The organism is Clostridium pacaense (assembly GCF_020709765.2).
GTDB lineage: Bacteria > Bacillota > Clostridia > Lachnospirales > Lachnospiraceae > Enterocloster > Enterocloster hominis.
The window spans coordinates 119,565-133,847 of record NZ_JAJFEB020000008.1; the positions used below are offsets into that span (position 1 = coordinate 119,565).

Below are 14,283 nucleotides of genomic sequence, written 5' to 3' on the forward strand. Positions count from 1 at the left end.
TCAATACCAGTTCACGTCCACCACAACAATTTCCGGTTTATTATTAATCCGCGGGAAGGGATGGCTCTGCCCAAGGCCCCTGCTGATAATGACAACCGATTCATTTATCTCATGCTGTCCTTCTGTAAGAGGCGGGAAAAAGCCCTGTTCCGTGGCATAGACACCTCCCAGATAAGGAATCCGGACTATCCCTCCATGGGCGTGTCCGCAGAGAGCCAGGTCAACCGGCATGTCCTCCAGTTCCCCCATGAAATACTCCGGATAGTGCACCAGCAGCAGCTTGAACTCCTCACTCCTGACATATTCATCCATAAACCGCTTCCCGCCGTACTCCACGTAATTGTAAGGTTCGTTAATCAAACCGGCAATATAGATGTCATTGGTATTTACCTGAATCATTTCCGCATCGTTAAAGAGCATGTGCACGCCTGTTTGTTCAATATCATCCCGTATTTTGGTCTTGCGGTGCGCATAGTCCACCAGTTCGTGGTTGCCCATCACATAATATACATCGGTTATATCCACCAGCTGCCTGCACAGATCCAGGACCACATGATAGTCATCATTATGTTCCATATTCATGTCCCCGGTAATGGCAATGATATCCGGCTCCAGTCGCTTCACCCTTGCAACAAGTTCCTGGTTATTTTCCCCGAATTCCTTAAGGTGTAGGTCCGACAGCTGTACAATACGGAACCCTTCCCTGACCTTCTCCGACTTGACATGATAAAAGGAAAGTTCCAGCGTATCCTGGTCCGACATTATTTTCTGCCACACAGCCGCCAGGGCCAATAAGGCTACAATACCAATCATGACTCTTTTTAAAATGCGGCCCAGCTTCCCCATACGCCCCTTGCCCAGCACAAAACCAGGATTTACAAAGAACAGCCGGACTGCGTACAGGATGCTTTCCGGGTACCGGTGCGCCTGTTTCCACAATCTCCAGCAGATTTCATTCAGCAGGTTGGTGCGGGCTGCCCTGTTCTGTTTGAAATCCTTTTTATATTTTTTATATACCTTCTGGTATCCGCGGATTCCCCGCATCGGATCAGAGGTAATCCGCTCCCCCTTGTGCACCCTCATATTGAATAGGGGGACATCTATCCCTGCTGCCTTATACCGTTTCAGAATCCGCAGCCACATCTCGTAGTCCTGCCTTGCCGGGAAGCCCACATCAAACATTCCGCAGTCATCGAATACGGTTCTCCTGACAACGGCCTGGGAAGTGGTTCCGATTGTGTCATTTTCAAGCATCCCGTTAAAATCAGGCTCCTCCTTAAACGTTCCTTCCTGGTGGTATAAGCGCCTGTTCCCTATATCGCCGTCATCAAACACATATCCCTGGCAGAACACCAGCCCTACCCCGGGATCCTCAAAGCACGGAATCTGCATGGCAAGCTTTTCCGGTTCCCATAAATCATCGTCGTCCAGAAACGCAATGAACTCCCCATGGCTGGCCATGATTCCCGTATTCCTTGCTGCCTGTGCACCGGAATTATGAGGCTGCTTTATGTATATGATTTCCGGGTATGCCTTCAGTCCCTCCTCAATCCGGAGGGTATATTCCCCGTTCCCTCCGTTATCATCCACCACTATGATTTCCACAGGGACGTATGTCTGGGACAGCACACTGTCAAGCGCTTCCTTCAGCATGGTGAATTCCCGTTTATATGTGGTGATTATTACACTGACCAAACCTGCTTCCATTGTCTAACCTATTGTTATCCCTTCCATCTCATAAGCTTTTGAAATAAGTTTGTTAATCTGATAAATCCCTGTCTTCTTTGAATCCGCAATCCTGGCCTTCATCTCAATCATGACCCCTGGATTCCCATCGTTAAAGTGTTTAATGGCCTCGCTTAACAGGCTCACCATGAATTCCGCTTTTCCATAGGTACAGTTATCAAGCAGACACAGGAACTGGTTCGCCCCATTATAGCCAATAAATCCATATTCCTTTGACAGTGATTTTAATATGTTTCCAATTTCTTCCAGAACCTTGTCGCCTGCGGAATACCCGATGGTGCGGTTGACCTCTTTCAGGTTTTCAATGGAAAGCACCACACAGGTAAATGTTCCCAGCGCCCCTCTTTTCTTAATCTTCTCAATCCGTTCATCGCAGCTGAGCCTGCTTGGAAGCCTGGTCTTCCTGTCCACATATAAAGTGTATTCCACAATATCACCGATACGGCCGATGAGGATTGCCCCGCAGCATCCGATGCCGAAGAACAGGACAAACGCCATTGTCATATAAAGCTTCAGGTTCAGCTGCGCATATGCATCCACACTGTTCTGCATTGCAATATTCTTACTGACCAGATAGCTGTTATATTCCCTCCCGGTCCGGGCCACAATCCCATAAAGGGAATCCATCCTGTCTGCCACAAGGCGGATACGGCCCTCCAGCATTTCATTGCTCAAAGACAAGGCTGCCCCGGTATTGTCCTGAAAGCATTCGAGGATATACTTTTTTTCCTCAATCTGCTGTTCCAGGCTGAATATCTCTTTGTTATAATCCACATAATGGGATATCAATGTATCATATGTATTCTCACTGTAGAAGATATTCCCCTCCTCATCCCTTCTCTCATAGATATCCTGAAGGATGATGGAGTTGGCGGTTTCCGCACCTTTCGTATCCGTGCTGTATTCCTGGGCTTCCAGGATTTTCGGATTATACTGCCCTATGGTAAGAAGCAGCTCGTCCGACTGTGCCTTCATCTTTTCCAGCTGGATCTGAAGGCTCTGGATTTCATCATTGGTTTTTTCAACCAGGACCGCCCGGTCCTTGGTCTTACGCCCCGAAAGCACGTCCACATACAGCCGGTCCAGGCTTACTTCCTCCAGCAGCTGGTAGGATGTAATCAAATCATAAAAGCTGTATCCTGTCCTGGAAGAACGAAAGCTTGCCTGGTTGCTGTTTAGATACTCCAGTATCTCGCCGATGGACTGCTTCATGATATCGATGCTCTCAATGTAATCGTAATTACCCTTACCTATATTTTCCACATTGTTGGGTATGACTGCCTTTGCGACATACTTTTCACTGTAAAAATCAAAATAGCTGCTGAGGACCGTGTTCAGCATGTTTTTAGCAAAATCCTCAGAATAGTCCTTTCCCACGGAAAAGGATATATAATAGTCCGTAGGGGACTCTTCATACTCCTCCCCCTCCTTCAGGATGGCTTCCTTGCGCTTTTGCTCCTCATCTGAAATAATGGGTTCAACTTTAATCCTGCTCCTAACAAAATCCACGCTGACATTGCTTTCCAATTTTTCAATTGCATCCGCCACCACATTGGGGGAGTATATTTCACTGACATCGATGTCCGTTCCTGACGGGGTCTTTCCGCTTTTAGCCTCTGTATTCGTATAGGAAATGATTGCGTAGGCAGTGTATACCTGCTGCCGGCTGAAATAACCATAAAAAATAATGCCGCCCAGGACCGTGCACAAAGCAATCAGGTATTTCCAATTGCTTACATATCGAACAATCTGGAATTCTTTCACTGCCCGTCCTCCCTTGTACTGCGCTTATTCTCCCTGTACATTACGGCCGTTGCCGCCATTGCTGTAAATACCGCTGACAGCAAAACTGCCTTTGTGAAATTCATCCTGGTCATGAGCCCCAACGGATTATCTTTTACCGTCACATAATCCTTATTTTTATATCTGGAGTATTCCACATCTATCTGCATGGCCTGGTTGGACACATTCTTTAATTCCGCGTCAATCTTCCATATCATTTCATCGGCCTTTTTAAGATCGGATGCCTGATTATCCGATTCCTTAATATGGTCAATGATGGACTGCCTGTTTTTTATATCCGCCCGTTTCTTTTCAGCGGTTTCCTCCGCGCCCACTGCATTTTCCGCCAGATGGTCAATCCCCGTCTTTGTCTTGGACATATAGAAATCCTGATTCCTGTCAACCGACGGGACCAGCACAACCCCGGTCAGCTTGGGGTCATATTGCTCGATGCAGCTTTTATAAAGGTTATATGTCTTTGTATTGAGGGAATATATGTTGTCATCCTTATAATTTTTATAATCCAGCAGTTCAACATAGGACTGGCGCTCTTTATAAAGGCCTTTCTCGGTAACAAATGAACGGAAATTAGACAGGTTGATACGCAGCAGGTTATCGACCTTGGCCCTGATATCCTGGAATGTGATGCCCTCGTCCGAGACAAAGCTTTTGTTCTCCTCAATCCTGCCATTCACATAATTCTTAAGCTGTATCAGTTTGGTGTTGTAATAACGGGCAATCTGGCGATACTCCAAGCCCTCCGTATCCGCCGGTCTGTACTGGAGGATTGATGTATTGTCCGTATAGTTGTCATAGAAATATTCCAGATACGCGTAGGCGACCATCTGAAGCATGGACTGGGCGTCCACGGATTTTAGTTCCTTATTGGCAATATATGTAACCTTGTACTGGGTTGCGATGTAATCCCTTCCGCTTTTCACCGGTACCTGGATGGTTATGTTCTCCCCCAGTTCTTCCGAGCTTATCTCCGTGACCCCGGCAAGCTCAAGCGCCCTTTCAAGCACTGCCTCTGACTTGATTTCATATGCATTGAAACGTGAACCATTGGGATTCAGCCCTTTGGACGCCCTTTCATAGTTATATGCAAACCAGATGGTTGAGGCTTGGAAGCTGCTTATGTAGAATCTGCATCCCAGGCCCAGCGTGACAATGGCCATGCACAGCATCAGTTTCCATTTATAGGTACGGAATGTATTTATGATTAAGAATACATTGCCTTTATGACTCATAAGCTGCCCTCCTCCTGAACCAGTCTGTGTTCATCCACATATGCAATAACCGTAATGTGTGCCACTATGTTAATTGAATAATAAAAGAAGGTATTATCCGTAAGGTATGTAATGAATGTGTATATGACCGTCAGAAGCATGAATCCGGATGCCCTGGAACCGAATTTTTTCTTCACAGCGGAAACTTTATACCAGGTATTGCTCCACAGCCAGTAGATGAATCCCCAAAAACCCAATTCGATGAAATGTGTCATTATATCATTGTGGGCCATGCCCGGGACATAGGTGCCCACCCCTGTTGTCTTATAATCGTTCCTGATTTTAAAGATATAACGGATTCCATATCCCAGGAATGCGGGAGACATCTCATAGTATTCTTTAAAGAAGTCATATAAATACCCCCTGCTCATGGTGTCAATCCCAAAGTAATCCATAAGCGGCTGATACCAGCCCTTTTTAATCAGATACAGGTACAGGTACGAAAAAATAAACATTCCTGACACAATAACGGCCAGGAATGCGGTCTTCATTCTCTCAGACACAGCGTCATATATGATTCCCACCAATAACGCTGCCAGGATAGCCAGCACATCGATTCTCTTTAATCCGGTGGAAAAGAAAAATGCTGCGCATATGAATTCCACAACATACCACTGCTTATTCCTGGCACAGTACAGATAATACATCACAAACACACCCAGCCCCTGGGTCAGGTCATGCAGTTCCATCTTCCTCATGATTGGGCCTGTTGTATCCGCAAAGGTAGTAATCAACGCGATATATTCCGACAGGAAGCTTCCGGCTCCATGGTTCCTGATAAGGTCCAGCAAAATCACAAAAACCGTTGTGCAGGACGCGTACAGCATATACGAAACAGTCTTCTTCCCAAACATATAATAGCCCGCTGCCGCGCACAGTATATTAAGAAGAAGGCATACAACATTGATGGTCCCCCTTGTGACAAAGGATGTTTCCTGGCACCGCACCAGCCATATCACCATGGATATAAGCCCGATGCCGATTATCGGGACCATCATGATCATTGAGACAGAATATAGGAACCGTATCCTTTGGAAGTCCACCGTAACCAGGATCCATAAGAGTCCCATGCCAATCACCAGGACGTCCGCCACGTAACGTGTACTCACCGGCAATGCAGGCAGGCCGCCGCGGTATTCAGCGGTGGCGTAAAATGCAGCAGTCATAATCAGGATGAATGCCGCTGCCATACTCTTTTTTACAATTTCACTGTTTTTTATATCCAAAGAATCACCTGACCAGATTATATGCTTTCCAAAAACATTCCAACAGGAAAAAGGACTGTATGTTATAGGTCAGGAATAGTATGACTGCGTATCTCCTGCTCTTTTTAAGAATACGTTTATAGCTGTCCTTTCCCAGATACCAGGCATAGGCAGTGCGTCTTATTAACTGTTCCCACTGCGCTTTCCTGTGTTTCCTGTCCGCGTTCCAACCGGGGTTAAGGTAATACAGGCGGAGGATTTCACAGTAATTCCTTGTGGCTTTATATTCAAACGCCCGGTTCCAGTCCTCTGGTTTTCCCTGGATGTACTCATGTAACACTTTGTTAAACTCCAATATATACTCCTGGATGGCAGGGTTGAACCGGTTGCAGATGGACTGTGGGTTCTTCCTGTAATGATAAACCACCTGGTCCAGGACACCCAGGCTGGAGGCGGCATCCAGCGTATGGAGATTGAACATGGTATCCTCCATCCTGCGAAGCTGCGGCAGGAAATACAATTGATTCTTTTTCAAAAAACCGGTTCTGTAGAACTGGGTGCATACCGAACCAAAACAGCACGGAAGGCCGCAGTATGTATTGTCCAGCAGTCCTAAACCCAGGTCCTCCTTACCATCCGTATCCAGCGCCAGCCAGCCTTTAGGGCCATATCCATGCAATACCGAGGCATGGGCCATGTTTTCTTCATAGGCAACGTACAGGATGTCCGGATTGTATTTTTCCAATATGTCAGCCGCACCTGAGAGTGCATTTAATTCAATCCAGTCGTCCGGGTCAATAAAATATATCCAGTCCCCACCCGCCCTGCGTATGCCTTCATTCCTTGCCTCAGATACCCCTCGGTTCTCCTGGTGTACAACCATGATACGTGAATCCTTATTCCCATAGCTGTCACATACGCTTCCTATATCTGTAGTGGATCCATCATCAATAAGGATTACTTCATAGTCACCTTCATAATCCTGTCCCAGTATGGAATCCATACATTGATGAAAATAAGCCGGATCCGTATTATATACAGGTACCACAAGAGAAAATTCCATTTTCATTTACCTTTCGCACTCACATATTCCTTAAGCATCCTGACAGCCAGGTTCCTGCAGTAGATGAATTCCTCTGTTCTATAAAAAAGGACCACATTCAGGGACACCGATACAATACACGCCACCATAAAATACACCCACAGCCTTCCATATGGAGATGCCGGTATCATCATATGGCAGAGGAGTTTGCTGATATACAGCCCTGCAAAGGCAGCCGCGGATATTTTAATCAGAAGCCATTGATAATGTGCCGCATCCAGGTACAGGAATTCCCGGTACAGCAGCCTGGTTTTTAATATGATCTGGATGATTAACGTGCACGTGGTTCCAAGCATGATTCCAAGTATGCCCCACTTAAGCCCCAGCACAATGGAGACAACCAGGTTTATGCTGCTTCCCAGAATCGATATGTTCTTATCCTTGGCAAACAATCCCGACACCATCATCATCCGCCACAGTGGCTCCCTGACCACAAAATAAAAGAAATTCACCACAAAGGAATACTGCAGGATATCATCCATCAGATATTTCCTGCCAAACAGGATTTCAACAAAGGGGTCCGACATACAAAGGATACAGGCGGAGCAGAATGTGGTTACCAGGTATATGATAAATGTCATCCTGCATAGGACCTGGTGGCACCGCTCCCTGCTTTCCGACACGGCCAGGTTCCCTATGCTCCCGGCCGCCGCATCGGGAATCAGAAGCAATATCTTCCGTACATTTGATATAATTAATGAATAATTGGAATACAGACCAACCTGCAGGGTCCCCACCAGAACTGATATCAGTATGTTATCCGTGGAGTTGGTGATTTTCCCGGATAAGGTCCCAATAAAAATATGTTTCATATTGGCAAAAATCTTTTTCTTTTCTTCCGTGGGAAGCCTGTCCCTTTTTTTCAAAAAAGGATACTGTCTGTCCGCAATATGGGCAATGGCCACATTATTGGCCAGGGTCACACCTACGTCCGACAGCAGGTATGCAATGAAATTGTGGGTCAGCATCAAAACCGCCAGATTGGAAGCCACCGTAATGAAACGGAACAGGGTATTGGCGGCTGAAATCAGGTACATCTTCTGGTCCGCATCCAGCAGGGTCCGTTTGTATGAAAAGAAGTAGGAGCTGACTGTCTTCAGCAAAAATATCACATACACAAGCCTAAGATATCCCATGTCATATTCCGCATTCCTGATTAGGCATGATACAAAGGGCAGGAAACATAATCCGGCCGCCAGGATGAATCCTGCTATGAGCCGATATGCGCTTTTGTAAAACCACATCAGCTGCGTCAGTTTCTGTTCGTCCTGTCCTGCCAATGGTTTATAGAGATTATATGTTATGGCAGAACCCACCCCCAGTTCCGCAAGGGATAAGACAGCGATTACTTCTGTAAACAAACCATTGAGGCTGACCGCTGAAAGTCCCAGGATACGGACCAGGGCGGTTCTGGTAACCATACTCAAAAGGACGGTCAGGATTACGTTCACCTCGCCGTAAACTATGTTACGTATACTTTTTTCTGTTCTCATATGGACACCAGACATACTTTTCTAATTTTGATGTTATCTTATTTTGTTTTTTTCCTCTTTACCTGTCCGTAGACGCGTATATGCTCATCCACCGCATGATCCCAGCTGTACTTTTCCCTTACAAATGCAATCTGCCCTTCCCGGTCATGAAGGCTTACGTCCTCACCCAGCATCCGTTCAAGGCATGACTGCAGCATGGCTGCATTTCCTTTTGGAAAGCTCATGGCGAATCCCCCTGAAACATCAACATTTTCCTCAATGTCACTGACCAGGCACCGGACGCCATAGCTCATGGCCTCCAGAAGGCTGATGGACATGCCCTCGATATCGCTGGGCAGCACATATACGCAGCAATTGGCCATCAGTTCCTCCAGCACCTGCCCCTGGACAAAGTCAGTGAACAGGATTCTTGGGTCATCTCCGGCCATACCGCGTATCAACTTTACATATTCATTGTTTTTCGTCAGTTCACCTGCAATTACCAGCCGCTTATCTGTGTCCATTTTTTTATATGCACTAATCAGATAATGCAGGCCTTTCTCCGGCACCAGCCTGGACAGGAAAAGGATATAACCATTACTTTCCAGATTCCATCTGCGGCCAATCTCCTCCGGCTCCAGGCAGGGTTTCAGGTTTACACCGTTGGGGATATAGATTGTCTCCCGCCCATATGTATGCCTGAAATACCGCTGGTTCCCATTTGACAATACAATCAGGGCATCGGAATAGCGCGCCGCATTCCGTTCTCCCCACAGGAGGTAGCGCGTTGCAAACCGGCCCCACTTGGCCCTCTGCCAATCCAGTCCATGTATGGTTGATACAACCGGGATTCCCAGCCACCTGGGCAGGAATGTCATGGCGCAGGGGCCTTCTGCATGGAAGTGTATCACGTCATACCGGCCGATTACCGCGCAGCACGGCAAGCACGGAATAGATGAACGCATTCAGGGAGGGGTTCGCCAAGGTAGGTATCCTTATGAGCCGTATTCCTTTATATTCCCGGGGCAGGCGGATTGCCCCGGCGCCAAAATCCTGCCACCGGTTATAGCAGTCAACCTGATGTCCCAAGGCTGTCAGGCGGACCGACAGTTCCTCCACGGCAACCTCAATCCCGCCTTCCCTGGATGGTACCCGTTTGTGTCCAATCATTGCAATCTTCATGCTGTCCCGCTCCCCTCCATCCTGTACGGTATTCCATGTTTTATCTTATGCTGCCCGGATGCTTAATCGCACTGGAATAAATCTCTTGTATACACCTTTCCCCGTACATCTGCCAGCTGCCGGTCATACCGGTTGGCCACAATCACATCCGATATCTGTTTAAATTCCTCCAGGTCACGGATAATCCTCATCCCTAAAAACGAATCTGCTTTGATTGCAGGTTCATAGATGACCATTTTCACGCCCTTCCTTTCCAGCCGCCTCATGATTCCAAGGATGGAGGAATGCCGGAAGTTATCTGAATCCGCTTTCATGGTCAGGCGGTAAATTCCTGCAACCTCAGGGGATTTCTTTAATATCTGCCCTGCAATGAAATCCTTCCTGGTCTGATTGGCCCTTACAATGGCTGTCATGATGCAGTTGGGTATATTACCATAATTGGCCAGCAGCTGCTGTGTGTCTTTTGGCAGGCAGTATCCGCCATATCCAAAGGAAGGATTGTTGTAGTGGTTGCCAATCCTCGGATCCAGGCACACCCCGTTTATGATACTTTCAGTATTCAAGCCGAATGCCTCCGCATAGGTGTCCAGCTCATTAAAAAAAGCCACCCTCATGGCCAGGTATGTATTGGAGAACAGTTTTACGGCCTCTGCCTCGGTTGAATCCATATAGAGGATTGGCACCTCCTCCTTTAGGGAAGCGGCTTTTAACAGGCCTGCAAATATGCGGGCCTTCTCCTGCTGGACGGGATTGCGTGTATCCAGGCCCACAATAATCCTGGATGGGTACAGATTATCATGCAAAGCCCGGCCTTCCCTCAGGAACTCAGGGGAGAACAGGATGCAGCCTGTCCGGTACCTGGCCTGCATCTCATCGGTAAATCCCAATGGAACCGTTGACTTTAAGACAATACAGGCCCTTGGATTCATGCGCATTACCGTGTCAATGACCATCTCCACAGAGGATGTATCAAACCTGGACTGTTCCGTATCATAATCAGTCGGGGTTGCTATGATGACAAAATCAGCATTTCCATATGCCTCCTCTGCATCAGCCGTGGCCAGCAGATTAAGGCTTCTCTCTTTTAAGTATGATTCCAGTTCAGAATCCGCAACCGGGGACTGCCTGCGGTTAATTTCATCTACCCTTTCAGGAAGTATGTCCACTGCATACACAGGATTGTACTGGGAAAGCAGCACCGCATTGGACAGTCCCACATACCCCATTCCAGCCACTGCTATTTTCATCTGTTTTTCCATCCGCCCACCTCCTTTGCCACATCAATAGGAAACAGTAGCCTCGGGCGCCAGTATTTCAGCCACCTCATCGGAACCATAGGTGAGGATCTTCCCGCCTGAGCCAAGAACCCATTTCTGGTCATTCCCGTCAGTTACCTTGGTGTTTTTCATGATTTTCCCGCTAGAATTAACCAACCGTTTTCCGTTTCCTGGTATGTCAAATACTTCATATCTTGCCGAGGAATCCGCTTTCTGAAGCCTTCCCTTATAGTAAAATGCCCCGTCCTTGATGCCGGTGATTCCTTTTCCCTTAAGGTCAAAATAATATTGGGAACGGGCGGCACCTATGCCGTCATTCAGCATGGTCTTACCAGTGACACACTTCCGGTTCCCGTCCGGACCTCCGCAATAATAGAATTCCCCGTTCACATCAATGAGACCGTATTGCGCACCCCCATACATGTCAAAGACATAGTAGCTGTCGTGGATTTTCTCAACGGCATAGCTGTTTTCATTGCCGCATTTCGGTTTTCCTGACTGGTCGAAGTAATACCATTCCTTTTGCCCGGAACTGTTAAGGTCCGCTGGGCCGTCTATTTTTAACCATGTCCCATCTGCCCGTTCACCCTGGATGAATGTCTTATCCTGTTCGGATTCCGGCTGGTAGAAGTAACGGTAACCTTTTATCTCCGGCGTTGCTGTGCTGAGTTTTACCCAGCCCTGGTGCATGATACCCTTTTCATCAAAACAGTAGGTTACCCCATCCACCTTGACTTCCCTTTTTCCACTGGAGGAACGCTTCTTATTTCCGTTGGATTTACTAAAATAAAAATAAGCTGACTGGCCGTGGTCCTGTACGTAATCCACCACATCCGAATTATCCATCCAGCTTTCCGGGATTTCCAGCCACTGCCAGCCAGTTACCCTGGCTCCGTCCTTCCCACAGTAATAATAAGAGTATTCATCATCGTCATCATCCGCTGTCTCTGTCAGCCAGCCTGTCCGCATGACGCCTGAAGTATTAAAACAATAATGCTGTCCGTCAATTTTATACCAGCCGTCCATACGCACATATCCATCATTTGCCGCATAGTACCAGTTATTGTAATCTGAATTCCTGGAGTCCAGGCCGCTGATGACAAACCACTGGTCCTGATATAAATATCCCTCATCCCCAATATAGCGTCTCTTACCGTTTTCCTCAGCCAGCCAGCGTTTCCGGTAATTAAGGCCATTAGCGTCAAAATAATATCGTTTTCCCTCCAGTTCCCTGAAACCGCCTTTGAATACGGAACCGGATTCAGATGCATAATACCAGTTTTCAGTTATGGCTCCGGTACTGCTGTTGGTATATTCAAGCTTAAACCAGCCGTCATCCTGAAGGATTCCATTTTCATCCAGGTAATACCTGTCCCCATTCCCGTCTGTGTACCAGCGTTTCCGGTAATTAAGGCCGTTGGCATCGAAATAATACCAGTTCCCGTCCAACTCCCTCCAGCCATTGCGCCATAACACGCCATTGGAATCAGCGTGATACCAGTTGGTATACTCCTGTCCATTGCTGTTGGTGCCTGTAATGGAAAACCACCCACTCTGCCGCGCCCCGTTCCCATCCACATAATAGCGGTCATCCCCCAGATTGAACCATCTGCTGCGGTAAGCTATGCCATAGGCATCGAAATAGCAGGTCATTCCTTCCAAATCATGCCACCCATCCTTCAAGACGGAACCATCTTCCGTGACATAATACCAGTTGGTATAAGGCTGTCCCTTGCTGTTCACATTGTCAATGGAAAACCAGCCAGGCGCCTTCCTGGCGCCTTCCTCATCCACGTAGTAGCGCTTATCCTCAAGATTGAAGAACATTTTTCTGGGGGAATTGCCCCACTCATAGAAGTAATAATATTTTCCTCCCAGTTCATACCAGCCATTCCTCAGTATCTTACCGTCAGCCCCCGCATAATACCAGTTGGTGACCGGCTTTGAGGAAGGCAACGCGGGATTGGAGGTGGTGCTGAACCATTGGTTCTCATATCTTGTACCGTCCTCTTTTAAGCGGTACCGTCCATCGCCTGAATTCACCCAGTTGTTCTTAACAATCTGTCCATTTCCCCCTACATACCGCAGGGTTCCGTCTGCCCATGCAACCCACTGATTCACCAGTTTCCTGTCATTTTCCTTATAAATCCATTCCTGGGCAGAATCCTGCTGCCATCCGTCCAAGGCAAATGCGGATATGGACGGGATTGTCACGAATGCGGCGGTGCAGATGATGATTGGCATGATTTTTTTTCTCTTCATAATGTAATTACTCCTTGCCGGAAACTACTCCACAGAGCGTTTTCATAGACGCCTTCAACGGTTAGGTGTTTCAATGCCTGTCTGACAGACTGGGCATCTTCCTCGTAAGTAACCCCAAACCATCTGCCATTGGTCTTAAGAATCCTTACCCTTGCCTCCCCTGACTTTACCAGCTTATCTATGACAGCCGGCAGAAGAAACTCCCCGCTGTCCTGCGTACTGTCTGTAAGATCATCTAAAAATCCCCGGAATTCCTGTTCCAGACACCCGAAAAATGCAGGGTATCCGCCCCACATGTTCATGGATACATATTGATCCGCTGTTATCTGCATATCCCTTATTCCATCATGAAGGATGTCTCCATTACAGCCCATACGGACATTGGGAGTCTCAACCACGCCCTTCAGTAGTCCATTATCATCTGATATGCAGATACCTCTGGTAACCCCGCCATTTACAGACAATGTATTCTTCAGACGGAAACCTGCCATACACATTTCATATTGATAGGCACCGTCATGATTCCCCACCAGAAATTCATGGAGTTTTTCAAAGGCTTCACTCCCATAAAAATCATCCGCATTAATAACAGCAAAAGGTTCCCTGACTATATCCTTACAACATAAAACCGCCTGACCGGTTCCCCACGGTTTTTTCCGCTTATCCGGTACAATGTATCCGTCAGGTACATCCTCCAGTTCCTGGAATACATATTCTATATCCACCAGTCCCTTAATCCTGTCTCCAATCGTTTTTTGAAATTCCTTTTCAATCTCCTTACGTATGATAAACACTACTTTATTAAAGCCTGCCTGCATTGCATCATGGATGGAATAATCCATGATGATTTCCCCGGAAGGACCAAGCTTTGTCAGCTGCTTAATACCGTTTCCGAACCTGCTTCCAATTCCAGCCGCCATTATAATTAATGTTGTATTCATCTGCCTCATTTCTTTCCCTCTTAGT

Annotated in this window: 11 protein-coding genes; all 11 read right to left on the bottom strand. The window is 47.1% G+C overall.

All coding sequences use genetic code 11. The annotated features are described in order from the left end of the window. The 11 genes from LK536_RS44590 to LK536_RS44640 all read right to left on the bottom strand — a co-directional run bounded on the left by LK536_RS44590 (position 1) and on the right by LK536_RS44640 (position 14,267). Positions 1-1,695, bottom strand: coding sequence for a glycosyltransferase (locus LK536_RS44590; protein WP_227796259.1), 1,695 nt, complete (start codon positions 1,693-1,695; stop codon positions 1-3). A gap of 15 nt (positions 1,696-1,710) precedes the next feature. After that, positions 1,711-3,510, bottom strand: coding sequence for a diguanylate cyclase domain-containing protein (locus LK536_RS44595; protein WP_227796258.1), 1,800 nt, complete (start codon positions 3,508-3,510; stop codon positions 1,711-1,713). After that, positions 3,507-4,778, bottom strand: a complete 1,272-nt coding sequence (locus LK536_RS44600; protein ID WP_227796257.1) for a hypothetical protein — start codon at positions 4,776-4,778, stop codon at positions 3,507-3,509. Before LK536_RS44600 ends, LK536_RS44595 begins: the two co-directional genes overlap by 4 nt. After that, positions 4,775-6,043: an O-antigen ligase family protein gene (locus LK536_RS44605; RefSeq protein ID WP_227796256.1), complete on the bottom strand. Its 1,269-nt coding sequence runs from the start codon at positions 6,041-6,043 to the stop codon at positions 4,775-4,777. Before LK536_RS44605 ends, LK536_RS44600 begins: the two co-directional genes overlap by 4 nt. Before the next feature lie 4 nt (positions 6,044-6,047). Beyond that, complete coding sequence (locus LK536_RS44610) at positions 6,048-7,091, bottom strand: glycosyltransferase family 2 protein (RefSeq protein WP_227796255.1); 1,044 nt, start codon at positions 7,089-7,091, stop codon at positions 6,048-6,050. Further along, complete coding sequence (locus LK536_RS44615; protein WP_227796254.1) at positions 7,088-8,617, bottom strand: lipopolysaccharide biosynthesis protein; 1,530 nt, start codon at positions 8,615-8,617, stop codon at positions 7,088-7,090. Before LK536_RS44615 ends, LK536_RS44610 begins: the two co-directional genes overlap by 4 nt. Positions 8,618-8,655: 38 nt before the next feature. Beyond that, positions 8,656-9,507, bottom strand: a complete 852-nt coding sequence (locus LK536_RS44620) for a glycosyltransferase family 4 protein (RefSeq protein ID WP_329602243.1) — start codon at positions 9,505-9,507, stop codon at positions 8,656-8,658. 1 nt (position 9,508) lies between these two features. Next, positions 9,509-9,778 carry a glycosyltransferase family protein gene (locus LK536_RS44625; protein WP_329602242.1) on the bottom strand — a complete coding sequence of 90 codons (270 nt, stop codon included), beginning with the start codon at positions 9,776-9,778 and terminating at the stop codon, positions 9,509-9,511. Between the two features lie 62 nt (positions 9,779-9,840). Beyond that, positions 9,841-11,037, bottom strand: a complete 1,197-nt coding sequence (locus tag LK536_RS44630; RefSeq protein WP_268886791.1) for a nucleotide sugar dehydrogenase — start codon at positions 11,035-11,037, stop codon at positions 9,841-9,843. A gap of 21 nt (positions 11,038-11,058) precedes the next feature. Beyond that, on the bottom strand, positions 11,059-13,317 hold the full coding sequence (locus LK536_RS44635) for a hypothetical protein (RefSeq protein WP_227796253.1): 2,259 nt from the start codon (positions 13,315-13,317) through the stop codon (positions 11,059-11,061). Further along, the gene (locus LK536_RS44640) at positions 13,314-14,267 is read right to left on the bottom strand and encodes a sugar phosphate nucleotidyltransferase (protein ID WP_331472192.1); all 954 of its coding nucleotides are present in this window, start codon (positions 14,265-14,267) and stop codon (positions 13,314-13,316) included. Before LK536_RS44640 ends, LK536_RS44635 begins: the two co-directional genes overlap by 4 nt. Positions 14,268-14,283: the final 16 nt, after the last annotated feature.

Bases quoted from the DNA above. Each gene is read 5' to 3' on its own strand.
- LK536_RS44600 (WP_227796257.1), bottom strand. From the start codon at position 4,778: ATGAGTCATAAAGGCAATGTATTCTTAATCATAAATACATTCCGTACC.
- LK536_RS44610 (WP_227796255.1), bottom strand. From the start codon at position 7,091: ATGAAAATGGAATTTTCTCTTGTGGTACCTGTATATAATACGGATCCG.
- LK536_RS44615 (WP_227796254.1), bottom strand. From the start codon at position 8,617: ATGAGAACAGAAAAAAGTATACGTAACATAGTTTACGGCGAGGTGAAC.
- LK536_RS44625 (WP_329602242.1), bottom strand. From the start codon at position 9,778: ATGAAGATTGCAATGATTGGACACAAACGGGTACCATCCAGGGAAGGC.
- LK536_RS44630 (WP_268886791.1), bottom strand. From the start codon at position 11,037: ATGGAAAAACAGATGAAAATAGCAGTGGCTGGAATGGGGTATGTGGGA.
- LK536_RS44635 (WP_227796253.1), bottom strand. From the start codon at position 13,317: ATGAAGAGAAAAAAAATCATGCCAATCATCATCTGCACCGCCGCATTC.
- LK536_RS44640 (WP_331472192.1), bottom strand. From the start codon at position 14,267: ATGAGGCAGATGAATACAACATTAATTATAATGGCGGCTGGAATTGGA.